The organism is Devosia sp., assembly GCF_035944845.1.
Lineage (GTDB): Bacteria > Pseudomonadota > Alphaproteobacteria > Rhizobiales > Devosiaceae > Devosia_A.
In genome coordinates, this window is sequence record NZ_DASZAW010000035.1 from 37,768 (window position 1) to 60,439 (window position 22,672).

Consider the following 22,672-nt stretch of genomic DNA (forward strand, 5'->3'; position numbering starts at 1 on the left):
GCACCGCACGGCGCGCACTGCACCGGTGCCCGCCGACTCTCGATCGAACATATCCAGCCCCCTGCCCCGAACCTTGGGGCGGCGCATTTTCATCCCACTGCCGGCGGTGCCGAGTCCTGAAACGCCGGGTGTTGCTTTCTGAAATTTTTCTGAAATTCATCGCCTTCGCGCACGGCGCTTGAAATCCGGGGATCGTCGGGGCATCGAGTGCGCCGGGGGCCAAGGGCATGACAGTGTACCGGTTTGCCGGGTTTGAGCTGGATGAGGAACGCGCCGAACTGCGCGGGCCCACCGGCGCGCCGATCCGGCTCCGCCCCAAGACCTTCGAGATGCTCCGCGTCTTCGCCGCCAATCCTGGCCGCGTGCTGAGCAAGACCGAACTGATGGAGGCGGTCTGGCCGAACGTCCATGTCGGCGAGGACAGCCTCTTCCAGTGTGTTCGCGAGATCCGCTCGGCGCTCGGCGACGCGCGGCGCCGGATGATCAAGCTGGTTTCGGGCCGCGGCTACCTGTTCATGCCGGAGGTCGACGACGATGTCGCCGCCTCGGGCGCGCCGCTTGTGCCGGCGCCGCCTCCGAGGCGGAACTGGCTATCGGCCCGCCGCCGCACCGGGCTCGCGCTGGTCGCGGCGCTCAGCTTCGTCGTCGCAATTGGCTTTGTCGCCATCGCCGGTCGTATGGCGCCTCAACCGCTCAGCATCGCGGTGCTGCCGATCACCGATGCCGCCAGTGGTCAAGGCGCCGCCCTCGCGGCCGGGGTGACCGACCAGTTGATCGACGGCCTGGCCCGCATCGACAACCTGCGTGTCATCGCGCCCCAGTCCGGAGCCCTGACCGAGGCGCGATTCGAACTGCGTGGCGAGTTGCTGCGCGCCGGCGCCTCATGGACCGTGAAGCTGCGAGTGGTCCGAACCGCGACGGGTGTGGTCGAATCCGTCGCTACCGCCGCTGTCGAAGCCGGTCTCGATGGCGACCTGCAGGAGGTCCGGCTGGCGGCCGGCGCCGGTGACCGGCTGGCGCGCTGGCTCAACGAGGTGCAGGAGGGCGACAACACCGATGCAACCGTGGCGCCGCCCGGGGTGCGGGTCGCCATCGAGCAGGCCTCGGCCTCGATCAACCAGACCTCGCGCGAGCGCTTCGCCGTTGCGCAGCGCATGCTGCAGAGCGCCCTCGCCACCGCGCCCGACAATATCGACCTGCAGGTGGCGCTCGCGGCGCTGCAGACGCGCGGCATCCAGATGGTCTGGTATACCGAGGCCGAAGCGACCGCAGCGCGCGCCAACGGTGCCGAGATGCTGAGGCAAGCGGTGGCCTTGCGGCCGCGCTCAATCGCCGTGCTCGAGGCACAGTGCCGGTTCCTCGCTGCCACCAACGAGTTCGTCGAGAGCCTCGTCGCCTGCGCCAGGGCGACCAGCTTCGACCCGTGGAACGGCTCGGCCCTTTACCAGACCGGCCTCGCCCAGGTCTTCCTCGGCCGCTTCGAGGATGCGCTCCAGAGCTTCAGCGAGGCCGAGCGCTATGACACGCCGGCGGTGTCGCGCTGGACCTGGCTGCTGGGCATTGGCTGGGCCAACCTGCTGCTTGGACGCGACGCGGAAGCGATGCACTGGTTCGAGCGTTCGATTGGCATCACGCCGGCCTCCGGCCGTACCCACTTCATGCTCGCCGCCGCCTATCAGCGCCTCGGTCGAACCGCCGAGGCCAAGGCGGCGTTTGCCACGGCGCTGCAGTTGCGGCCCGGATCGACGGCGGCCAATGTCGAGCCGCCGGCGCGCAATGTCAGCCCGGCCTTTCTCGAAACCTCGAGGCGGGTCATGGCCGCATTGATCGCTCTCGGCCTGCCCGAGCGCTGAGCGAGCGCCGCGAGCCGCGGCCGAGCTCAGCGCTGTGGCAACAACCGGGTCAGCGCCGCCTCGATCAATGCCGGCACGCTCCTGGGATCGTCGAGATAGGCGATTTCGAGCAACCCATCCGACAGCGCCACCAGCAACGCCGCCGTCACCTCCGGCGTCTTGTCCCCGTCGGCCGCCAGTTGCTCGCGCAGCACACCGTGATACCAGGCCCGCCGCGCATCGATTGCTCGGCGCACCGGGCTCGCCGGATCGGTGTACTCGGCCGCGGCATTGAGGAACGGGCAGCCGCGAAAATCCCCTGCCACGGCAGCGGTGCTGATCCGCCCGAGGATGGCGGCAAGCATGCGGCGCGGTGGTTGTTTGGGTAAAGCTGCGACGGCAGCGCGACCGATGCGGTCCTGTTCTTCGAGATAGGCGACCACCAGATCGTCCTTGGAGGGGAAGTGGCTGTAGAACGTCGCCTTTGCAACGCCCGCCTCGGCGATGATGCGGTCGATGCCGACGGCATGGATCCCCCCTGCGTAAAACAGCCGGGTCGCCGTATCGATAAGACGCCGCCGCGCCGGAGAGGGCGAAACAGCGAGAGGAAGTTCGTTCGTCTTCATGGCTTGACACTACCAGACAGGTCTGTATGGTCAACTAGACAGACCTGTCTGTTTAGGAGATCAGAGATGCAGCCGAACGACACCGCCGAAATCATGCGCCGCTTCAACCAGGCGTTCCTCCAACACGAACCGAAACTCCTCGAAGAGCTCATCGCGCCCGATTGCGTCATGGAGTCGATCCAGCCGGCGCCCAACGGTACACGCTACGAGGGCTACGACGCCTGCCTCGGTTTCTGGCAGGCCATCGCCACCGACCCGGTAGCCTGGTTCGACGTCGAGGACACCGTCGTCATGGGCGAAAATGCCACGATCCGCTGGCGCTTCAATTTCGGCAATGGCGGTTCGGTCCGCGGCGTCAACCTCATGCGGGTGCAGGATGGCAGGATCGTCGAAGCCCTGGGATATGCGAAGTCTCCGGGCCAGTCGGCGCCGCTCCCGGAGGTGGTGAGGTCGTGAGCGCATAAAAGTCCGGGGAGCACCGATCTCCCCACCCACCGTGTCACCCCGGCGAAGGCCGGGGCCCATCCTGAGAAGTAGAGGGTGGGCTAAGGCGAGAGGCAATCGCGGCTGACGAGCAACCCGAGACATGCTTGAGTGCCGCGATGAGCAAGGTCTTCATCGTCTACATCATGGCGAGCCGTAAGAATGGGACGCGCTATGTTGGCGTCAGCGGCGATCCCGAAGCTCGCATCTGGCAGCATAAGAACGATTGGTTTGAGGGCGTCACCAAACGCTACGGCGTCAAGCGGCTCGTCTGGTACGAGGTGCACGAAATGCCGAGGCTGCCATCCAGCGCGAGAAACGGCTGAAAGAGTGGCATCGGGCCTGGAAGATCCGGCTTATCGAAGCGCGCAACCCGGATTGGCGCGATCTCTACGGCGAGGTGACGGGCGAGCGATGAACGACTGCAGCACCTCAGGATGGGCCCCAGCCTCCGCTGGGGTGACACCGGGGGTGGGGCTAGTTTCTGGGTAGTCCAACGTCTAGCGCCCCCTACCACAGCCCCGGCAAATCCTCCGTCCCCGACGCGATCTCGGCAATCCGCCGGGCCGTGCCGGGGTTCATCCCCTCCGGCAGAGCATCCATCGCGAACCAGCCGATCTCGGCGATCTCGCCATTGGGCCGGAACGGCCTCACCGCTTGGAAGCGGCGGCTGACATAGACCGCCACATGGTCGCGGTTGGTTGCCTCGTGCATCTGCAGATAGAGCCCGAACAGCCGCATATTCCCGTCGACGCGAAGGCCGGTTTCTTCTTCCGCCTCACGCCGCGCCGCTTCCTCGGCGGTCTCGCCCGGCTCCACCCCGCCGCCTGGAAAATGCCAGCCCGGCATGTAGGTGTGCCGCAGCAGCAGCACCCGGTTGCCATCGAGTAATACCGCCCTGGTGCCCAGCACCATGCGCCGGCGCACCCCGACGATGAACAGATGAGCGCTGGTTCTGACACGCTGCCAGCGGCTCATGGTTCGGCTGGTTGTTCGGCTCATAGGCATGCTCTCGCTGACGTTCAATTGGCGCTGGAGCCATTTAGGGCATTTTCTTGCCACGCGCCGCATGGCATTACGCCGGGCAATGATCACGCTCGCCCATCTGTCCGACGTTCACCTGGCCCCGCTGCCGCCCGTCCGGGTGCGCGACCTGATGAACAAGCGGATCACCGGTTTCCTCAACTGGAAGATCAAGCGCGAGCACACCATGGCCGGCGACGGCCTGACCAAGCTGGTGCGCCACATGCGCGAGCAGAACCCCGACTTCACCGTCGTCACCGGCGATCTCATCAACCTGGCGCTCGATGCCGAAATCAACACCGCCTACAATTGGCTGGAGACGCTTGGGCCGCCCGAGCAGGTCTGCATCTCGCCGGGCAACCACGACGCCTATCTGAAGGGGCAATTGCAGAAGGCGATGGAGCGCTGGGACGGCTACGTCATGGGCGAAACCGTCGATGACAACGCCTTCCCTTTCGTCCGCCGCGTCGGGGACGTCGCCATCATCTCGTGCAACAGCGCGGTGCCCACTGCTCCCTGGATCGCTGCCGGCCGCTTCGAACAAGACCAGGCGGCGCGCCTCGCCCGCTGCCTGAAGCTCCTCGGCGACGGTGGCTATTTCCGTGTCGTACTGATCCATCATCCGCCCAACCAGGAACAGGCGCATCCGCGCCTCGGGCTTTACGGCGCCAAAGCCTTCCGCCGCGTCATCGCCGAACACGGCGCCGAGCTGGTGCTGCACGGCCATACGCACCAATCCTCGATCTATGCCATTCCCGGCCCGCATGGCGATGTGCCGGTGGTTGGCGTCGCGGCAGCCGGCACGGCCCAGGGCGATACCGGCGGGCACGATCCGGCGCGCTACAACCTGTTCTCGATCCAGCGCCTCGGCACCGCCTGGCAATGCACGCTGCGCGAGTTTGGCTTTCAGCGCCTTTCGACCGATATAGTGCTGCGATTGAGCCTCCGGATCTATTGAGCGTGACCGAAACCTTCACCATCGAGCCTCCCGCCTTCGACGCCGTGACGGGTGTGGCAACGTTCCGCTATACGCTCGGCGAGCTGAGCTTTTCGGAGGTCCTGGGCTTTGCCTCGGGCAGCAATGGCAGCGTGGCGGCGACGCCGGCTTTCCTCAAGCTGCTGCAGCTGACGGCGGTCGTCCTCGGTGTCAGCTACTTCAAGCTGCGCGCCCCCTATCGCATCGTCATCCCCTTCCCGCTCACGGTGCGCGAGCATGACTTCGCCCTCGATGTCTACGAGAACGGCCTCGGCGAGTTCTATGCCCGCAACAACCTGAAACGCTTCGGCGAGATCGAGTTCGACCATCCCGAGGATCAGGGCCATGCGCCCGCTGCCCCTCTGCTGCGCGACCGCGCCCTGCTGCCGATCGGCGGCGGCAAGGATTCGCTGGTGAGCGTGCAGCTGCTCGAAGCAGCAGAGGTGGATTTCACGCCGTTCGCCGTAAACCCCAAGGGCCCGATCATCGGCTCGGTCGACAAGGTTGGCCGCGCGCCGCTCTATGTCAGCCGCAAGCTCGACCCCGAGATGATCCGGCTCGGCAAGGAGTCCGGCTATTATAATGGCCACGTGCCCTCGACCGCCATCAACTCGATGATCGCGGCGCTGACGGCGCTGTTGTTTTCCTACAACCGGATCGTCCTCTCCAACGAGCGCTCGGCCAGCGAAGGCAATGTCGCGTTCGATGGCCGCGAGGCCAACCACCAGCATTCCAAGTCGCTCGATTTCGAGAACCTGATCGCCAGAGTGCTCGAGCACGCCACCGGCGGTTCGCTGAGCTATTTCTCGCTGCTCCGCCCCTATTCCGAGGCCAAGATCGCCGCGCTGTTCGCCCGGGTGAGCCGCTTCGACCATGTGTTCTCGAGCTGCAATGAGAATTTCAAGCTCGCCGGCCACGCTGGCCCGCTCTGGTGCGGCAAGTGCCCCAAGTGCCACTTCGTGTTCCTGATCTTCGCCCCGGTGATGGACAAGGCGCGGCTGGTCGGCATCTTCGGCCAGAACCTTCTGAGCCAGCCCTCGCACGAGCGCTCGTTCCGCGAACTCACCGGCCTCGCCGGCCAGAAGCCCTGGGAATGCGTCGGTGAGATCGAAGAAGCGGCGGCCTGCCTCTGGGCCCTCACCAAGCGCTCCGACTGGGCGGATGAGCCAATCGTTTCAATGCTGAAGCCGGATCTGTTGACTCAATATGGCAGCCAGCGGCTCGAAGACGCCCTTGCCGAACTGCTGATCGATAGCCCAGAACACCTCATCCCGAAGGACATCTTCGAGCGAGTCGCCCCACATGCGTTTTGACGAACCCGTGCTGCTCTACGGCGCCGGCCGCGAGGCCCGCTCCACCCGCGCTTTCATCAAAGCACGCTCGCCACACACCAAAGTGTATGTGACGGTCGACAGCGGCGAGGCCGACGTCGACGACACCACCTTCATCGCCCCGGCCGACCTGACCCAGGCCATTGAATCCAGGCTGTTTGCCACCATCGTCAAAAGCCCCGGCGTGTCGCGCTACCGTCCGGTCTTCGCCATGGCGCGCGAGGCCGGCATCGCCGTCACCTCCAACCTCAACCTCTGGGGCGAAGTCTATCGCGAGGGGCGCAAGGTCATCGCGATTTCCGGCACCAAGGGCAAATCGACCACCGCGACCCTCGTGCACCTGATGCTGGTCGAATCCGGCCTCGATGCCGGGCTCGCCGGCAATGTCGGCCTCGCGCCGCTGGAAATCGCCGACAAGCACCCGATCGTGGTGTTCGAGCTCTCGAGCTACCAGACCGCCGACATGGCGTTCACTCCCGATATCGCCGCGATCACCAACCTCTCGCCCGAGCACACCGACTGGCACCGCAGCGTCGAGCGCTACTACCAGGACAAGCTCAACCTGATCGACCGCGACGCCCCCTTCCCGGTGGCGCTGGGCGTCGGTGCGCTTGGCAACCCGCTGGTGATGGAAGCGCTGCGCGACCCCAAGCGCCTGATCCCGCCGCTGGCGCCGTTCATTCACGACCGCATCGCTTCGGCCGCCGCCCGCTCCCGCCTCAAGGGCGAGCACAACCTCAACAATGCGTTGCTGGCGGCCGCCATCGCCATGAAGGCCGGCGCCGACCTCGAGGGCGTGGTCCGCGGCATCGGCAAGTTCACCCCGCTGCCGCACCGCCTCGAAGAACACCAGGTCGGCGACGTGACCTTCGTCAACGACTCGATCTCGACCACCCCGGAGGCCACCAAGGCAGCGCTCGCCGCCTATGAGGGCAGCCGCATCGCGCTGATCGCCGGCGGCCACGAACGCCACCAGGATTACTCCGAACTCTCGCAGCTGCTCGCCCCGCGCGGCGTGACCGTGCTGGTCTGCCTGCCGGTGACCGGCGACCGCCTCGCTACCCTCACCTATGCCGCGGCGCCCGAGATCGAGGTGATCGAGGCCGGCACGCTCGAAGACGCGATCAAGGCGCTGGCCGGACGGCAGGCCAAGTTCGAAACGGTGATCCTCTCTCCCGGCGCCCCGAGCTACGGCCAGCTCGAAACGGCAGGCAAGGTGTTCAGGAATTTCGAGGAACGCGGCGCCGCCTTCGTCCGCCTCGCCGGCCAGTATTTTGGGGCAAAGGCGTGAGGCACGCCTCTCACTTCACACTCGGTGTCATTCCCGCGAAAGCGGGAACCTCTGTTTTCCTGGTGGCAGCACCAGCGCAAACGCAGGTCCCCGCCTTTGCGCGGATGACCCGGTGGTCCGTCGGCACATGATGATCGCCTACGCTTATCTGGCTGTCGCCATCGTCGCCGAAGTGATCGCCACCACCGCGCTCCGCGCCGCCGACGGCTTCACCCAGCTCTGGCCGTCGCTGATCTCGATCGTCGGCTATGTGGTGGCGTTCTACTTCCTGTCGCTGACGCTGCGCAGCATGCCGGTCGGCATCGCCTACGCCATCTGGTCCGGCGTCGGTATCGTACTGATCTCGCTCGCCGGCTGGCTGATCTACAAGCAGCTGCTCGACCTGCCGGCGCTGATCGGCATGGGGCTGATCATGGCCGGGGTGATCGTCATCAACCTGTTCTCGAAGACGGCTGTGCACTAGAGCCGGTGTGCCTGGTGCCCCTCACCCCGGCCCTCTCCCCAGAGGGGCGAGGGGGCGTTGTGGCACGGCCGGTGCAAATGCGTCCCCTCTCCCCGCTGGGGAGAGGGTCAGGGTGAGGGGCACATCCACATTCGCCCCTCAAGTCGGCGGATTTCGCGGGTTGATCACCACGCGCCCGGCAATCTTGCCCTCCAGCATCCGTGCCGCCAGTTCCGGCAGGTCCTCCAGCCGGGCCTCGGTCAGCATCGGCTCGAACGCTGCCGGCACGAACAGGTTGGTCAGCCGGTCCCAGGCCGAGCGGCGCGCTTCGAACGGCTGCATCACCGTGTCGATACCGCACAACGAGATGTTCCTGAGGATGAACGGGATGACGCTGGCATCCCAGTTGCGGCCGCCGGCATTGCCGATCGCGGCAACCGCGCCGCCATAGCGTACCTTCTTGAGCACTTCGCCCAGCAGCGGGCCGCCCACCGAGTCGATGGCGCCGGACCACTGCTCCTTGTCCAGCACCTTACCGGTAGGGGTCAGCACTTCGTCGCGCGACACGATCCGACTGGCGCCGAGCCGCGTCAGCTGTTCGCCGAGTTCGGCCCGGCCGGTCACCGCTGCCACCTCGTAACCCAGCCGGCTCAGCAGCAGCACCGCTATGCTGCCGACGCCGCCACCGGCGCCGGTGACCAGTACCTCGCCCTCCCCCGCCCGCACGCCCTCCGCCTGCAGCCGGTTGACCGCCAGCATGGCAGCGAGCCCGGCTGTACCGAGCATCATCGCCGTACGGGTCGAGAACCGTTTCGGCAGCGGCACCAGCCAATCGGCCTTGACCCGAGCCCGCTGCGCATAGCCGCCCCAATGGATTTCGCCCACCCGCCAACCGGTGAGGATCACCGCCTGACCGGGGTGATAGCGGGCATCACTGCTCTCGACCACCCGGCCGGCAAAGTCGATGCCGCCGACATGCGGATAATTCCGTACCAGCCCGCCCTGCCCGGTGAGGCACAGCGCATCCTTGTAGTTGAGCCCGGCCCACTCGATCGACACCAGCACGTCTCCGGCCGGCAGTTGGTCATCAGTTAACATCTTGAGGCTACTGCGCAATTCACCGTCGGGGAGCCGGTCGGTGACAAGGGCGCGAAAGGACATGAGAACTCCGAAGCGACGAATACCAAACCTATCAGTGCGGCCCGTTGAGCGCCGCCTGGTCAATGCCCGCCGCTGCCAGTTCGTTGCCTATCTCGGTCCGGAGTTCGGCGTCGGGCAGCCGCTGACGAAGCACCGGCAGGATACCGAAGCGGCGGAACCGCGTCACGTCGAGCAACTGCGCAATCGAGCGGTTCAGGACATCCTCCGATCCCAGCCGGTGTGCCGCCGTTACGGCAATGGCCGAAGCCAGTTCCGCGTCGCCCACCACCAGCGCCTCCGCCTGCAGCAGGGCTTCGGCGTTGTCGCCGTTGCGCAGCGCATTCACCGCTGGCGCCTCGTGATACCAGTAGGGCGCGGACACCGCGCGACGCAGCGACTCCATGGCCATCGCTTCGCCCTTCTCCGATTTGCCGCGCAGCGACAATAGCCGCGCATAGCCGGCATAGGCATCGAGGTTCGAGGGGTTGAGCTGCAGCGCAGAAACGAACGCCGCCTCGGCCTCGCCGGTTCGGCCGACTGCCTGCAGGAAGAACGCGTACTCACGCCACACCGGGCTCGAGGTCGGCGCCAGCGCCACCGCCGCTTCGAGCTGCCGCTCCGCCTCGGCGATCGGTTCGGGGTCGCGGGCCGATGGCGGCTGCACTTTCAACGTCCGGTCGAGCAGCAGCGCGCCGCTGATCGCCAACCCGAAGGCCGATTGCGAGTTGTTGCGCAACAGACCGCCGGTGCAGCTGCGCGCCCGCTCCTCATCGTCTGCCCGCCCGCTGTCGCGATAGCGGATGAACAACAGCCCGCACAGGTACTCCGTCTCGTTGCCGCCCAGGTCGACAGTGGTGGCGAGCCACTGGATCGCATCGGTGTGCAAGGGTCCTTCGATTGCACCGAGCTGATCGGCAAAGGCCTGCGACAGCCTGTCGATGCTGGCAGCGAACTCCGCAGCCGGCACCTTCTCGGTCTTGCTCCAGATCGCCGTATCGGACCCCGCGCGTTTGAGGCTCGCAGTGATCTGCAACTCGCCGCCTTCGGTGCGGGCAATGCCCGAAAGCTCGAAATTCGGCACAGAGGTTCCCGGCGTCTCCTGTTCCGGCCGCTTCAGGTAAACCGCATCGATAAACGGGAACAGCCCCAGGTCGGTGACCAGCTCCACTGCGAGGCCGGCGACGCTGGTGCTGGCCTGCCCGGCCGCCACCGACGTGAACTCGCTGACCGCCACCACCGGCGGTTGCGGCACCGTCATGCGGATCTGCCGCGGTGCCAACACCTGCGTCATGACGATTGAAATGCCCAGCGCGACGAATACCAGCACCACCAGCAGCACGATGTCGTCGAGCCGCGCCAACCAGGATCGTTCGGTGGAGACACCCGGCGGCGCAGGAGTGAAACCGGTTACAGGTGATTCAGCCATTGTGGGGGGCGTTTCGCCTCCCCGCATGCGAAATTCGGGGATGTAACGTCCCACCGGCAGGTAAAATGTGATGGTTTCGGCGGCCCCTTCCGAGGCGTAGTATTCCTCGAGCACGGCGCGCAGCCGTCGGGCCTGCACGCGCACGATCGGGTCGTTCTGCGGGTCGAAGCTCTGCGGCCGCCCAAACACATCCACGGCGATCGAATAGGCCTTGATCCCGGCCTCGTTTCCATCGAGCCGCGCGCTCACTATGTAGTTGAGAAACTTGGCAAGTTGCGGCGAGCGAGCCAAGCCGGGCCACTGCTGGATACGCGCCAGGGCAGCCTCGATCTCCGCTCGGGGCGGCATCGCTTGCGACAACGGTTCCCCCACGCGGGCACCTCCCGGCCCGAACCTCATCGATTTACATGTTAATCGCAAGCCTCGTTACGGCGTTGTTACATGCCTTTGCCTATGCGCACGGTCATCAAACCATCATATGCCCCCCTGTCGCTGCCTGATGCAGTCAGCCACGAACACGTTTCGTGGTGGTGAGGGGACGCAACGAGGCTCTCCCAGCTTTCCAGGCCGCCGACGGGTTACCGACTATCGCACTAGAGTTTTCGGCCATTGCCGTGGCGACGCGGCAACAAGGAACCATTATGGACGTTTTTGGTACCGGCCAGCCCTTCATGGCACTGGTCGACGACGATTCCCATTCCGCCCGGCTGATGATCCGGATGCTGCTCGCCCACGGCGCGCCTTCCGTGAGCTGGCTCGACGGCGAAGCCTTGGCGACCGCCGAGATCCAGCGCCTGCTCGAGAACGAGCTGGCGACCATTCCTGGCCTCGTGATCGTCGATCTCAAAGCCTCGTCCAGTGCCACCCTGGACTTTATCGTCAAGCTCCGCGCCATGCGCGACGGCCACTCGCTGCTGATTGCGGCGATTGCTCCGTCGCTGGAACGCGAGCCGCGAGAGGCCCTTCTTGCTGCCGGCGCCGACGCCGTGTTCGAGCGCCACGCCGATATCAATTCCTACCGTCGCGAAGCGGCGGCCATCGTCAGTTTCTGGGTGCGCAATCAGCACCTCGATGCGGTTGGCACGTAATCACTGCGTCCACAGGTTACGTGCCGGGCGGGGAGCGCATTGCATAGAGGCAGGCCACTGCCGATTGCATTCCCAAATGCGCTCTCCGTCTCTTCTGAACCGACGAGCCTCACCGGCCCGTCACTGAGCTACCGTCCGGCCGCCGATATCCCTGCGGCGCTCCGGGCGGCCCTGGGCCGGAGACCCCAAGCTCCGACCCAACCCGGCGGCCCGCCGTGTTCCCTCACGCGGCGGCCGCCATACGACGACGGAAAGACGGGGCGCGACTCTCCTGACGCTGCCCCGCCTTCCCGTTCTTGAGGTCGCCCCACCACCTCCCGGGTGGGTCGACCGTTCGGTGTGCTCCCAGTTGCGGCGGGCCTCTGGGGCCAGCAGGCGAAGGCGCGGTTGCGGATACTTCTCCCACCGCAACCGCGCTTTACCTGATCAGCCCGCAGCCTTGACCGTCTCCCCCGGATCACCGCACTGTCCTGCCTCCCCTCGGCGGTCTTGACCGCCTCGAACCGCCGCCCTGTGGCGCGTGCTCAACCGGAGGCAACCATGCTCAGAATGTCGATGTTTGCTGCGGCCGTGCTGGGCCTTCTCGCCACCCCGGTGCTCGCCCAGGAGGCCGTCGACAGCGAGGAGGCGGTCGATAGCTTCGTGCTGCCGGCCTTCAACGGCATTGCCGTCTCACAGGCCGCCGAGGCCGGCCTGGGCGTCTGCTTCGGGCCATTCGCGACCGACGCAATGGATTGCGCGGTGGCGGCCTGCGTCCAGCAGAGCGGCCTTGGCCCCGAGGATTGCGCTCCCAACCTCTGGTGCTACCCGCATGGATGGGTGGCCGACATCTTCATGCAGCACAACGAGGGCCCGCACTGGCACAAGTTCGTCTGCGACCAGCAGGATCAGACCAGCCTCGAGGCCGTCGTCAAGACCGAATGCGCCAAGGATTACCTGATGAGCTGCGAGATCGTCCGCATCTGGGACAATGACGGCCAGCAGGTCTTCGGCGAAGGCGCCGACCCACAACTGCCGGCGCCGCCGACTGCGATCGAGTAGTTTGGCACTACTCACGGCCGGGTGGCTGTGGCCCCACCCTTGATCCCTCCCCGCAAGGGGGAAGGAGATGCCTACACAGACGTCAGTTTATTGGTCGCCCTCCCCCTTGCGGGGAGGGGACAGGGGTGAGGGTCAACCCGCACCGGACAACGTGCAAGTGCGTTAGTGCTTGGTCTCGCCCTTATGCTCGGGCAAACCCTTGCGCTTGGTTTCGGCGAACTCTTCGAGCTGGCTCTCGCTCATCGATTTATACATCGACTTCGAAGCGCCCTTCAGGTCCTTGACCCTGGTGTCGCCACGCTTGGCCGAGAGTGCCGCGCCGGCGGCTTTCTGCTGGGCTTTCGATGTTGCAGGCATTTGCGCCTCCTTGGTTTGGGGAAGGACTCAACGATCCTTTTCCGGCTCCGTTCCCGCGCCCAGCTTGCCGTTGTCGGCGCTGACCACCCCATGCGAGAAAGCCCGCATCGCCGCCAGAACCAACACCGCGAACACCGCCACCACTATGGCGACAAGATAGTAGCCGAGCGCCGCGCAGACCCCGACCGCCCCCGCCAGCCACATCCCGGCCCCGGTGGTCAGCCCCTGTACGCTGCCGCGCTGCTGGAAGATGGCGCCGGCGCCGAGAAAGGCGATGCCGGCGGTCACCGCTTCGATGGCGCGGATCGGATCTGAGTTGCTGCTGCCACCGGCCAACGCCTCCTGGTAGATCTCGAACGCCAGCGTCGTGAACAGCGCTGCGGCCAGAGCTACGAGGATATGGGTGCGCAGACCGGCCGTGCCGGATTGCGAGCCGCGCTCCCAGCCGATCAGCGCGCCCAGCACGGAAGCGCTCAGCAGGCGGATCAGGATAATGTGGTGCGGGGTGTGAGTCGGCTCGTAGCCGAGGCTGGTGACGAGATCCATCTGCAGGGTCCTGTTGACGCTTGGCTCATCAACGGCCTGCCCCTTGCTCGGTTCCCGTCAGCTCCTGTAGCTGTCGCTGCCTTCGCGCATCAGCCGGCGCGGGCCACTGCCCTCCTCGGCCAGGCGATCCCCCGGATTCATCAGCGGGCAGCTGATCGTCGACAGGCACCCGCAGCCGATGCAGCCATTGAGCTCGTCGCGCATGCGCGTCATCAGCACGATTCTCCTGTCGAGCTTTTCGTGCCAGAGCTCTGACATCAAACGCCAATCCGCAGCCGAGGGAGTGTGGCCCACCGGCACGTGCCCCAGGGCCTCGGCCACTTCGGCGAGCGGGATGCCCAGTTCCGTGCCCATCCGCACGATGGCCAGCCGGCGCAGCACGTCACGATCGTAGCGCCGCTGGTTGCCGGAGGTGCGGTGGCTGCGGATCAGCCCCTTCTTTTCGTAGAAATGCAGGGCCGATACGGCAAAACCGCTGCGCTCGGCCACCTGCCCCACAGAAAGTTCGCGCGACATCGCGATTTCCTCTTTACCTGAAGTAAGGTTGAGGTTGTAGCAGTGACTTGCCGATGCGGCCAGAGGCTGCACGACAGGAGCCCCTTCAGGAAAGTTGCAGACTTTTCCGGTTCGAAGGCGCGACCAGAACAGACAAGGCAGTGGTGAACGAGATGGCGGCGACGAAGAGCGGTTGGGGCGAGATTTTCAGTGGCGGCAACGCCCTGCCCGTAGTGGTGTTTGCCGGCGGCGTCGGCATGAACGCCATCGAAGTCTATATCGGCTCGACCCTGATGCCCTCGGTGGTGGCGGAGATCGGCGGGCTCGACCTGTTCGCCTGGGTGACGACGGTGTTCATCGTCGCCTCGATCGTCGCCTCGATCTTTGCCGCGGTGCGGCCGTTCGGGCTCGGCCCGCGGCAGAACTACCTGATCGCCGCCGCCATGTTCGCCCTCGGCAGCCTCATCTGCGGCCTCGCCCCCTCGATGCCGATCCTCCTCGTCGGCCGCGCCCTGCAGGGTTTTGGCGGCGGTCTGCTCGCCGCGCTCGCCTTCATGATGGTGCGGCTGGTGTTCCCCCAGCACTTGTGGGCCCGTGCCTTCGCGCTCGCCTCGGGCATATGGGGCATCGCGACGCTGGTCGGCCCCTCGATCGGCGGCGTCTTCGCCGAACTCGGCATCTGGCGCTGGGCCTTCTTCATCCTCGTGCCGTTCGCGGCCCTGGTTGGCCTGCTCGCCGTCAAGGTGGTGCCATCAAGGAGCAGTGAGGCCGGCATGACCAGCCTGCCGATCCGCCAGATCGGCCTGATGATCGTCGCTGTGCTGGCGCTATCGTCCGCCGGGGCGCTGTCGCACGATATCGTCGTCGCCGGCAGCCTCACCGCGGTCGCCATCCTCGCGCTGGTGGTATTCGGGCTGATCGAGCGGAACGCCCGGCAGAAGCTCTTCCCCACCGGCACCTTCCGCTTCGGCACGCTCCTCGCCTCGCTGTTTGGCACCATGGTGCTGCTGCAGATGGCGATCACCAGCGACATCTTCATCCCGCTGTTCATGCAGACCCTGCATGGACTTGGCCCGCTCACGGCCGGCTACATGGTGGCGCTGGTCGCTGTCGGCTGGAGCTCGAGCTCGATGCTCACCGCCGGCTGGACCGAAGGCCGCGCCAGGATGATCATCGCCGGCGGACCGGTGCTGGTGCTGATCTCTGCCATCGGTCTGGCGCTGTTCGTCGGCCACCAGAACCCGAGCTCGAGCCTCGCTTTCATCGTGCCGATCGGCCTGTCGCTGCTGATCATGGGCGTTGGCATCGGCACCACCTGGACGCAGCTGACCCCGCGGGTGATGCAGGCGGCGCCCGATGGCGAACATGACGTGACCTCGGCGGCGCTCAGCACCATCCAGCTCTTCGCCTCCGGCCTCGGCGCGGCCCTCGGCGGCCTCATCGTCAACCTCGCCGGCCTCGCTGCAGCGAGCCCGACCCCGATCGCAGCCGCCAACTGGCTCTATGGTCTGTTCATCATCGTCGCGGTCCTGGTGGTACCGATCGGCTTCAGCATCGCCCGCACCGAAGCCCGCCTGCCCGCGGCGGCGCAGCCGGCGGAGTAACGAGTTCTGCCGCCGGCTGTGCTGGCGGCATCCGGACTGGCCGAGGGCGCGATGCTGCCTGCGCTCCCGGTCGGACTCGCGGTGTCGGCGATCATCGCGCTGGGCGTGATCGACCGGCACCGCGAAAACTTTTGGGGGGTCTTAGCATACGGCTCATGTGCCGAGTTGACCCGCTGCAATTGCCCCATACTCGACAGCCGGTGGGCAGGCTTGATCGAGCCCACCACCCTGTCCTGGTGGCCGGGCCCTGAGGACGATCAAACCGTCTTCAACCACCCCCCATCGACGAAATACGTCGACCCGGTCGAGTAGCTCGCCTTTTCCGAACACAGGAACACGAAGAAGCTCGCCATCTCTTCCGGCGTCGCGAAGCGCTTCATGCCGCCGGCTTCGTCGGCAACGCTCTGGAGGTGGGCCTCGAAGCCGTCCTCGCCGGCCAACTGCTTGGCCGTCTTCACCCAGTCGGGCGTCCGCACCAGCCCGGGGTTCACTGTGTTGACGCGGATATTGTCGCCCACCACCTCGTTGGCGAGGGTCTTGGAAAACATCATCAGCGCCGCCTTGGTGGTGTTGTAGATCGGCTCGTACCACAAGGGCTGCACCGCGCAGATCGAGGCATTGTGGAGAATGGCCCCACCACCCCGTGCCTTCATCTGCGGCACCAGCCCGCGGCCCAGCCGCACCGCGGCCATCACATGCAGATCCCAATAATACTGCCATTTGGCGTCGTCGGCTTCGGCGATGGTCTCGTTCGAGCCGGTCCCGGCGTTGTTGACGAGGATATCGGCGCCGCCCAGTTGCGCCGCCGCCGTAACCACTTTGGCGCAGCCCTCGGCCGTCGCAACATCCGCCGCCACCCCATGCGCCGCGACATGGAACTTCGCTCCAATGCGCGACGCCTCGGCATGCAGCCGCTCCGAGCCGCGCGCCGTGATCAGCACATTGGCGCCCTCAGCCGCAAAGCCCTCAGCCACCGCGAGCCCGATGCCGACGCTGCCGCCGGTGATGACGGCGAGTTTTGATTTGAGACCGAGGTCCATGCTGGCTCCGTGTGCTTGGCGCCCCTCACCCTGACCCTCTCCCCAGAGGGGAGAGGGGACGTCGTGGCGCGGTCCATAGTCATGCTTAGAGCACCGCGCTGGCGGCTCCATGGCCCCCTCTCCCCTCTGGGGAGAGGGCGGGGGTGAGGGGCAGCCAAGCGCTCCGCCCTAAGCGTCCATCAGAATCTGCAGCTTCACATCCGTCGGCCGCGCTTCAACCGCCCGGTCGAACGCCTTGATCGAGTCCTCGAAGCTGAACGTCTCCGAGATCAGCGGTTTGAGATCCACCCGCCCCGAGGCCATCAGCGCGATGGCGCGCTCGTACTGGTGGGCGTAGCGGAACACCGAGGCGATGGTGACCTCCTTCACCGACAGCGAGGCGATGTCGAACTCGATCGGCTCGACCGGCAGGCCAACCGCCACGATGGTGCCTCCGGGGCGCACCACGTCGACAATGCCCTTCCAGGCGTGCGGGCTGCCCGAGCACTCGAACACCACATCGGCGCCCCAGTTCTCGGTGAGCCGGTTCACCTCGTCGAGCAGCTTCATGTCCTTGATGTTGACCGGGATGATGCCCTGGTACTGCGCGGCAATATCGAGCTTGGGTTGCGCCAGGTCAGTGATGATCACCCGCGAGCAGCCGCCGGCCAGCGCCGCCAGCGCCACCATCGTGCCGATCGGGCCGGCGCCCATGACGATGGCGGTGTCGCCCGGCGTGATCTTCGCCTTGGTCGCCGCCTGCATGCCGACGGCAAACGGCTCGACCATGGCGCCCTCGGCAAAGCTCACATTGTCGGGCAGCTTGAAGGTGTAGTTGGCCGGATGCACGACATAGGGGGTGAGCACGCCATGGATCGGCGGCGTCGCCCAGAAGGTCACGGCCGGGTCGATATTGTACATCCCGAGCCGCGACGCCTTGGAGTTCGGGTCGGGGACGCCAGGCTCCATGCAGACCCGGTCACCCACTCTGAGATGGGTGACCCCTGCCCCGATCTCGACCACCGTGCCGGCCGCTTCATGCCCCAGCACCATCGGTGCATTGACCACGAACGGCCCGATGCGCCCATGGGTGTAATAGTGCACGTCGGAGCCGCAGACGCCGACGGTGTGGAGCTTGATCTTGACCTCGCCCGGACCGGGCTCGGTCGGCAGTTCGATGTCACGGAGTTTCAGTTCGTGCTGCTTTTCCAGCACGAGGGCGCGCATTTTCGTCATTGGACCTGAGAGGCTTCCTCGCCGACTTGGTAGTGTTGCGTCGGCCCGGTGGCGCCTTCGACCGGCGGCTTCATCGCCCCGGTCATGATCGCCACCGCATCCGACATCGAGAACTCTTTGGGATTGATGATCGCGATGCGCTTGCCGAGCCGGTGGATATGGATGCGGTCAGCGACCTCGAACACGTGCGGCATGTTGTGCGAGATGAGGACGATCGGCAAGCCGCGCTTTTTGACGTCGAGCATCAATTCGAGCACGCGCCGGCTCTCCTTGACGCCGAGCGCCGCAGTGGGCTCGTCCATGATCACCACGCGCGAGCCGAATGCCGCGGCGCGGGCCACCGCCACGCCCTGGCGCTGGCCGCCGGAGAGCGTTTCGACCGACTGGTTGATGTTCTGGATGGTGAGCAGGCCCAACTCGCTCAGCTTGTCGCGGGCGATCTTTGCCATCTTGTTGCGGTCAAGCCGGCGGAACAGGGCGCCGGTCCAGCCGGGCTTTCTCAGCTCCCGGCCGAGGAACATGTTGTCGGCGATCGACAGGGCCGGGCTCAGCGCCAGGTTCTGGTAAACCGTCTCGATGCCCGAATTGCGGGCGTCCATCGGCGATTTGAAGTGCACCGGCTGGCCGTCGAGCCGGATCTCGCCGCTGTCCGGGATCACCGCCCCGCACAGCGCCTTGATCAGCGTCGACTTGCCGGCGCCGTTATCCCCGATCACCGCGAGGATCTCGTTCCGCCGCAAATCGAAATCGGCGTTGTCGAGCGCCACCACGCGCCCATAGCGCTTGTTGAGACCCCTGCCCTCGAGGACGATGTCGTTCTCGCTCATGCCGAAATCTTCCTGATCCACTGGTCGATGGTGACGGCGACGATGATCAACACGCCGACGGCGAAATCCTGCCACAACAGCGCCAGGCCCGAGAGCGCGAGGCCATTGCGGAACACGCCCACGATCAAGGCGCCGAACAAAGTACCGATGATCGAGCCGCGCCCACCGAACAGGCTCGTGCCGCCGATCACCACGGCTGTGATCGAATCGAGGTTGGCGGTCTGGCCGGCCTGCGGGCTGACCCCGCCGATACGGCCGATCAGCACCCAGGCGGCGATGGCGCAGATGAGTCCCGCCAGCGCATAGACCGCCAGCAGCACCCGGTTGGTGTTGATACCCGAAAGCCGCGCCGCGTCGGGGTCGTCGCCGGTGGCGTAGACATGCCGGCCAAAGGCGGTGCGTCCGAGGATGTAGCTGAGCACAATGGCAAGCACGATCATCAGCACCGAGCCGTAAGTCACCACCCAGCCGCGCAGCCACGGTAGATCGAGCCCGAAGAAGAGCCCGATATCGTAGAGCTTGAACAGCTTTCCGAGCCAGAGCAGGAACGGCGCTGCCGCCTCCATGTCCTGCGAGCGGATGGTCTCGCTGTTGGAGTAGAATGTGTTGAGCGCCCCGAAAATGCTCCAGGTGCCGAGCGTCACGATGAATGGCGGCAGCCGCAGGGCGGTGACCAGGATGCCGTTGAGGAAGCCGCAGGCGATGCCGGCCAGGAGCCCGAGCGGAAAGGCGATCCACACCGGCACGCCGTAAGCGACCGCCGTGCGTCCCATCACCACCGAGCAGAGGATCATGATCAGCCCGACGCTCAGATCGATGCCGGCCGTGAGGATCACCAGGGTCTGCGCCATGCCGAGGATGGCGACGATGGTCACCTGCTGCAGCACCACCGACAGGTTCAACGGCGACAGGAATTTGCCGGGGGCCGCGATGGCGAAGATCACTGTGCCGACGACGAGCACGATCAGCGGGATGAGTGTCGGATACTCGTGCAGGATGCCCTGGATGGTGCGGACTATGCCCTTGCGATCTTCCTCGAAGCTGGCGACATCGCCGGCCGCCCCCTTCAACCCAGTCTCAGCAGTCGCCGAACCGGCTGCGTCGTCGCTCATCGTGTCCTTCTCCCCTAGGACGGATCAGAAATAGTCGACGGTCCCCATGCCTTTACCATGCCGGCACGGAGACCATCCAGACTTGTAGCTAACCGATCAGCCCCAGCAGAGCTCGGCGCCCTTGGTGGTGTCGATCGACTCGACGCCCGCCACCGGCTTGTCGGTCACCAGCGTCGCGCCGGTATCGAGGAAGCCCATCGCAGGATCGATGGTCGGCAGCGTACCGGAAGCGATCGCTTCCAGCGCCATCGAGGCCATCTTCAGCGGATATTGCTGGCTGGTGGCGCCAATGACGCCGGCCTTGACGTTGGCAACGCCTGGGCAGCCGCCATCGACCGAGACGATCAGCACCGAGCCATCATCCTTGCCGACTGCCTTCAGCGCTTCCCACGCGCCTGCCGCTGCCGGCTCGTTGATGGTGTAGACGACGTTGACGTTCGGGCACTTCTGCAGCGCGTTCTCCATCGCCGTGCGACCCTTTTCCTGGTCGCCCTGGCTGATTTCGTGCGTGCAGATGCGCGGATCGTCTTCGTCGCCGTACTTGTTGGGGTCCTTCACGTCGATGCCAAAGCCCGCCATGAAGCCCTGGTCACGCAGATAGTCGACGGTCGGCTGGTTGGTGGCGAGGTCGAGGAACACGATCGAAGCGTCCTTGGCCTTGTCGCCCAGCGTGCCGGCAGCCCATTTGCCGATCAGGTCACCGGCCTTGCGATTGTCGGTGGCAAAGGTCGCAGTCGCCGCATCCATCGGATCGAGCGGGGTGTCGAGCACGATCACCATCAGGCCGGCATCCTTGGCCTTCTGGATGGTCGGCACGATCGCCTTACTATCCGATGGCACGATCGCAAAACCCTTGGCGCCGGCCGAGATCAGGTTCTCGATCGCCGCCACCTGGGCATCGTTGTCGCCGTCGAACTTGCCCGCCGCGGTGATCAGCTTGAGACCCAGTTCCTTGGCCTTGGCCTCGGCGCCTTCGCGCATCTTGACGAAGAACGGATTGGTCTCGGTCTTGGTGATCAGGCCAACGGTGATCTCCTGCGCCAAGGCGACGCCGCTCATCAGGCCGCCGGCGACGACGACGCTGGCAAGCGCCATCTTCAGATAGCTAAGTCCCATGTAGTCCTCCCACTGGTTATGATCCGGTCCACCGGCGTTGCGCCGCTCCTCAGGACCGTTGGATCTCCGGGTCGCGGCGCCGCCTTGCGCGGGCTGCCGTCCCCGATCCGGATGCGATAATCAGCGCAACCCTCGCGGCCTGTCAATAAATTAATCCACTTGATTTATTAATTGACAGCCGATCCACGAGGGATAATCCTTTCGTTCGGGAGGGGGTGAGAACCCCATGTAATCGATTGCCGTTTTGCCTCCGCCGTGGCTTTTGTGCCCGCGACGGAGAACGACGAAGTGTCAGCAAATAGAGCCGCGAGGTCGGGAGTAGTGGTCACCGGGCCGACAACGAGAGAGGCCAGCGCCGATCGCCGGCCGGGGGCTGCCAGCCGCGGCACCAACCAGACCGGCGTCAGGCTCTACAACGAGCGGCTGGTGCTGAGCCTGATCCGCCGCCACGGCGACCTCCCCAAAGCCGACATCGCCCGCATGACCGGGCTGTCGCCGCAGACCATCTCGATCATCACCAATGCGCTCGAGGCTGATGGCCTGCTGCTGCGCGGCAAGCCGTTGCGCGGCAAGGTCGGCCAGCCGCTGGTGCCCTATTCGCTGAACCCCGAAGGCGCGCTGAGCTTCGGGCTGAAGATCGGCCGCCGCAGCGTCGATCTCTACCTGATCAACTTCACCGGCGAGATCCTGAAGCTGCTGCACAAGACCTACCCCTACCCCACTCCTGACGGCATCCGCCAGTTTGCCCGCGCCGGCATTGATGAGCTGCTGGAAGGCCTGCCTCGGGCCCTGACCACCCGCATCGCCGGCCTCGGCATTGCCGCACCCTACGAGATGTGGACCTGGCACGAGGAGATCGGCGCACCCAAGGCCGAGATCGACGCCTGGCGGCAGGTCGATGTGCGCGCCATGATGGCCGAGCTCTGCCCCTGGCCGGTCTATTTCGCCAACGACATCACCGCCGCCTGCGCCGCCGAACTGATGTTCGGCAACGGCGCCGACCATATCGACTATCTTTATGTCTTCATCGGTTCGTTCATCGGCGGCGGCCTGGTGCTGAACGGCCACCTGTTTCCCGGCCGCACCCAGAATGCCGCGGCGCTCGGCTCGATGCCGGCCCCCGACCCAGGTCACGTGGTGCCCCCCGGCCGCACCCCGCAGTTGATGAACGTTGCCTCGATTTACGTGCTCGAGCGCGAACTGCTTGCCATCGGCCGCAACCCCGAAATCCTCTGGCAATCGCCAGACGACTGGGGCGACGACCTCGGCGGGGCGCTCGATAGATGGATCGACGAGGTTGCCGTGAGCCTCGCCTATTCGATCATTGCCGCCATCGCGGTGATCGACGTCGAAACGGTGTTGATCGACGGCGCCTTCCCCACCCATGTCCGCAGCCGGATCATCGAGCGCACCGAAGCCGAGGTGAGCCACATCAACCGGCAGGGTCTGTCGCCATTCCGGCTCCTGCCCGGCAGCATCGGCAACGCCGCACGCGCCATGGGCGGCGCCTCGCTGCCCTTGCTCGCCAACTTCACCCAGGACCGCGAAGTGTTGTTCAAGGACAACGCGTAGCGCATTTCGACCATTGGTGAAGTACGGCGTCTCGGCACGTCGGTATCATCCTCGCCTGTGCGCATCATGCGATGGCGCCCCACCCACCG

The 22,672-nt window shown here is 65.8% G+C and carries 23 protein-coding genes; 11 read left to right on the top strand and 12 right to left on the bottom strand.

Translation table 11 applies throughout. From position 1 onward, the window contains the following. The first annotated feature begins 227 nt into the window (after nt 1-227). Entirely contained in the window at nt 228-1,853 is a 1,626-nt protein-coding gene (locus VGV07_RS05680) for a winged helix-turn-helix domain-containing tetratricopeptide repeat protein (RefSeq protein ID WP_326867719.1), read from the top strand. A 26-nt stretch (nt 1,854-1,879) separates the two neighbouring features. On the opposite strand, the gene VGV07_RS05685 is transcribed toward VGV07_RS05680, so the two are convergent. Beyond that, nucleotides 1,880-2,458, bottom strand: coding sequence for a TetR/AcrR family transcriptional regulator (locus VGV07_RS05685; RefSeq protein ID WP_326867720.1), 579 nt, complete (start codon nt 2,456-2,458; stop codon nt 1,880-1,882). A 66-nt stretch (nt 2,459-2,524) separates the two neighbouring features. Between VGV07_RS05685 and VGV07_RS05690 the strand changes: the two genes are divergently transcribed. Further along, on the top strand, nt 2,525-2,914 hold the full coding sequence (locus VGV07_RS05690) for a nuclear transport factor 2 family protein (RefSeq protein ID WP_326867721.1): 390 nt from the start codon (nt 2,525-2,527) through the stop codon (nt 2,912-2,914). 146 nt (nt 2,915-3,060) lie between these two features. Continuing rightward, nucleotides 3,061-3,267: a GIY-YIG nuclease family protein gene (locus tag VGV07_RS05695; protein ID WP_326867722.1), complete on the top strand. Its 207-nt coding sequence runs from the start codon at nt 3,061-3,063 to the stop codon at nt 3,265-3,267. Nucleotides 3,268-3,451: 184 nt separating this feature from the next. On the opposite strand, the gene VGV07_RS05700 is transcribed toward VGV07_RS05695, so the two are convergent. Continuing rightward, the gene (locus VGV07_RS05700; protein ID WP_326867723.1) at nt 3,452-3,943 is read right to left on the bottom strand and encodes an NUDIX domain-containing protein; all 492 of its coding nucleotides are present in this window, start codon (nt 3,941-3,943) and stop codon (nt 3,452-3,454) included. Between the two features lie 85 nt (nt 3,944-4,028). On the opposite strand from VGV07_RS05700, the gene VGV07_RS05705 reads away from it, so the two are divergent. The 4 genes from VGV07_RS05705 (at nt 4,029) to VGV07_RS05720 (ending at nt 8,025) form a co-directional block, all read left to right on the top strand. After that, complete coding sequence (locus tag VGV07_RS05705; protein WP_326867724.1) at nt 4,029-4,922, top strand: metallophosphoesterase; 894 nt, start codon at nt 4,029-4,031, stop codon at nt 4,920-4,922. 2 nt (nt 4,923-4,924) lie between these two features. Continuing rightward, nucleotides 4,925-6,253: a hypothetical protein gene (locus VGV07_RS05710; protein WP_326867725.1), complete on the top strand. Its 1,329-nt coding sequence runs from the start codon at nt 4,925-4,927 to the stop codon at nt 6,251-6,253. Further along, the gene (locus VGV07_RS05715) at nt 6,243-7,562 is read left to right on the top strand and encodes a Mur ligase family protein (RefSeq protein ID WP_326867726.1); all 1,320 of its coding nucleotides are present in this window, start codon (nt 6,243-6,245) and stop codon (nt 7,560-7,562) included. Before VGV07_RS05710 ends, VGV07_RS05715 begins: the two co-directional genes overlap by 11 nt. 130 nt (nt 7,563-7,692) lie before the next feature. Then, a complete protein-coding gene (locus VGV07_RS05720; RefSeq protein ID WP_156342787.1) occupies nt 7,693-8,025 on the top strand; it encodes an SMR family transporter in 333 nt (110 codons plus the stop codon). A 138-nt stretch (nt 8,026-8,163) separates the two neighbouring features. Here VGV07_RS05720 and VGV07_RS05725 read toward each other — a convergent pair whose 3' ends face one another. Together VGV07_RS05725 and VGV07_RS05730 are read right to left on the bottom strand one after the other, a co-directional pair. After that, nucleotides 8,164-9,165, bottom strand: coding sequence for an MDR family oxidoreductase (locus VGV07_RS05725; RefSeq protein WP_326867727.1), 1,002 nt, complete (start codon nt 9,163-9,165; stop codon nt 8,164-8,166). A gap of 31 nt (nt 9,166-9,196) precedes the next feature. Beyond that, on the bottom strand, nt 9,197-10,930 hold the full coding sequence (locus VGV07_RS05730) for a hypothetical protein (protein ID WP_326867728.1): 1,734 nt from the start codon (nt 10,928-10,930) through the stop codon (nt 9,197-9,199). A gap of 311 nt (nt 10,931-11,241) precedes the next feature. On the opposite strand from VGV07_RS05730, the gene VGV07_RS05735 reads away from it, so the two are divergent. Both VGV07_RS05735 and VGV07_RS05740 read left to right on the top strand, forming a co-directional pair. Then, a complete protein-coding gene (locus VGV07_RS05735; RefSeq protein WP_326867729.1) occupies nt 11,242-11,658 on the top strand; it encodes a hypothetical protein in 417 nt (138 codons plus the stop codon). Nucleotides 11,659-12,198: 540 nt separating this feature from the next. Continuing rightward, nucleotides 12,199-12,699, top strand: a complete 501-nt coding sequence (locus VGV07_RS05740) for a hypothetical protein (RefSeq protein WP_326867730.1) — start codon at nt 12,199-12,201, stop codon at nt 12,697-12,699. 162 nt (nt 12,700-12,861) lie between these two features. Here VGV07_RS05740 and VGV07_RS05745 read toward each other — a convergent pair whose 3' ends face one another. Genes VGV07_RS05745 through soxR form a run of 3 tightly spaced genes read right to left on the bottom strand, consistent with a single transcriptional unit; the run spans nt 12,862 to nt 14,124 of the window. Then, nucleotides 12,862-13,056, bottom strand: a complete 195-nt coding sequence (locus VGV07_RS05745) for a DUF3008 family protein (protein ID WP_326867731.1) — start codon at nt 13,054-13,056, stop codon at nt 12,862-12,864. A gap of 27 nt (nt 13,057-13,083) precedes the next feature. Beyond that, entirely contained in the window at nt 13,084-13,602 is a 519-nt protein-coding gene (locus tag VGV07_RS05750; protein ID WP_326867732.1) for an MgtC/SapB family protein, read from the bottom strand. A 57-nt stretch (nt 13,603-13,659) separates the two neighbouring features. Then, a complete protein-coding gene (gene soxR / locus VGV07_RS05755; protein WP_326867791.1) occupies nt 13,660-14,124 on the bottom strand; it encodes a redox-sensitive transcriptional activator SoxR in 465 nt (154 codons plus the stop codon). 146 nt (nt 14,125-14,270) lie between these two features. Between soxR and VGV07_RS05760 the strand changes: the two genes are divergently transcribed. Next, complete coding sequence (locus VGV07_RS05760; RefSeq protein ID WP_326867733.1) at nt 14,271-15,701, top strand: MFS transporter; 1,431 nt, start codon at nt 14,271-14,273, stop codon at nt 15,699-15,701. Between the two features lie 257 nt (nt 15,702-15,958). On the opposite strand, the gene VGV07_RS05765 is transcribed toward VGV07_RS05760, so the two are convergent. The 5 genes from VGV07_RS05765 to VGV07_RS05785 form a co-directional block, all read right to left on the bottom strand. Continuing rightward, nucleotides 15,959-16,741 (bottom strand): SDR family NAD(P)-dependent oxidoreductase, encoded by a 783-nt coding sequence (locus VGV07_RS05765; protein ID WP_326867734.1) that lies wholly within the window; start codon nt 16,739-16,741, stop codon nt 15,959-15,961. A gap of 168 nt (nt 16,742-16,909) precedes the next feature. Continuing rightward, a complete protein-coding gene (locus VGV07_RS05770) occupies nt 16,910-17,956 on the bottom strand; it encodes an NAD(P)-dependent alcohol dehydrogenase (RefSeq protein ID WP_326867735.1) in 1,047 nt (348 codons plus the stop codon). Continuing rightward, nucleotides 17,953-18,783, bottom strand: coding sequence for an ATP-binding cassette domain-containing protein (locus VGV07_RS05775; RefSeq protein WP_326867736.1), 831 nt, complete (start codon nt 18,781-18,783; stop codon nt 17,953-17,955). The genes VGV07_RS05770 and VGV07_RS05775 overlap by 4 nt, the downstream gene beginning before the upstream one ends. After that, nucleotides 18,780-19,895 carry an ABC transporter permease gene (locus tag VGV07_RS05780; protein ID WP_326867737.1) on the bottom strand — a complete coding sequence of 372 codons (1,116 nt, stop codon included), beginning with the start codon at nt 19,893-19,895 and terminating at the stop codon, nt 18,780-18,782. Before VGV07_RS05780 ends, VGV07_RS05775 begins: the two co-directional genes overlap by 4 nt. 96 nt (nt 19,896-19,991) lie before the next feature. Beyond that, the gene (locus VGV07_RS05785) at nt 19,992-20,996 is read right to left on the bottom strand and encodes a substrate-binding domain-containing protein (RefSeq protein ID WP_414649915.1); all 1,005 of its coding nucleotides are present in this window, start codon (nt 20,994-20,996) and stop codon (nt 19,992-19,994) included. Between the two features lie 336 nt (nt 20,997-21,332). Here VGV07_RS05785 and VGV07_RS05790 point away from each other — a divergent pair, with 336 nt between their 5' ends. Then, nucleotides 21,333-22,583: an ROK family transcriptional regulator gene (locus VGV07_RS05790; RefSeq protein WP_326867793.1), complete on the top strand. Its 1,251-nt coding sequence runs from the start codon at nt 21,333-21,335 to the stop codon at nt 22,581-22,583. Nucleotides 22,584-22,672 lie beyond the last annotated feature (89 nt).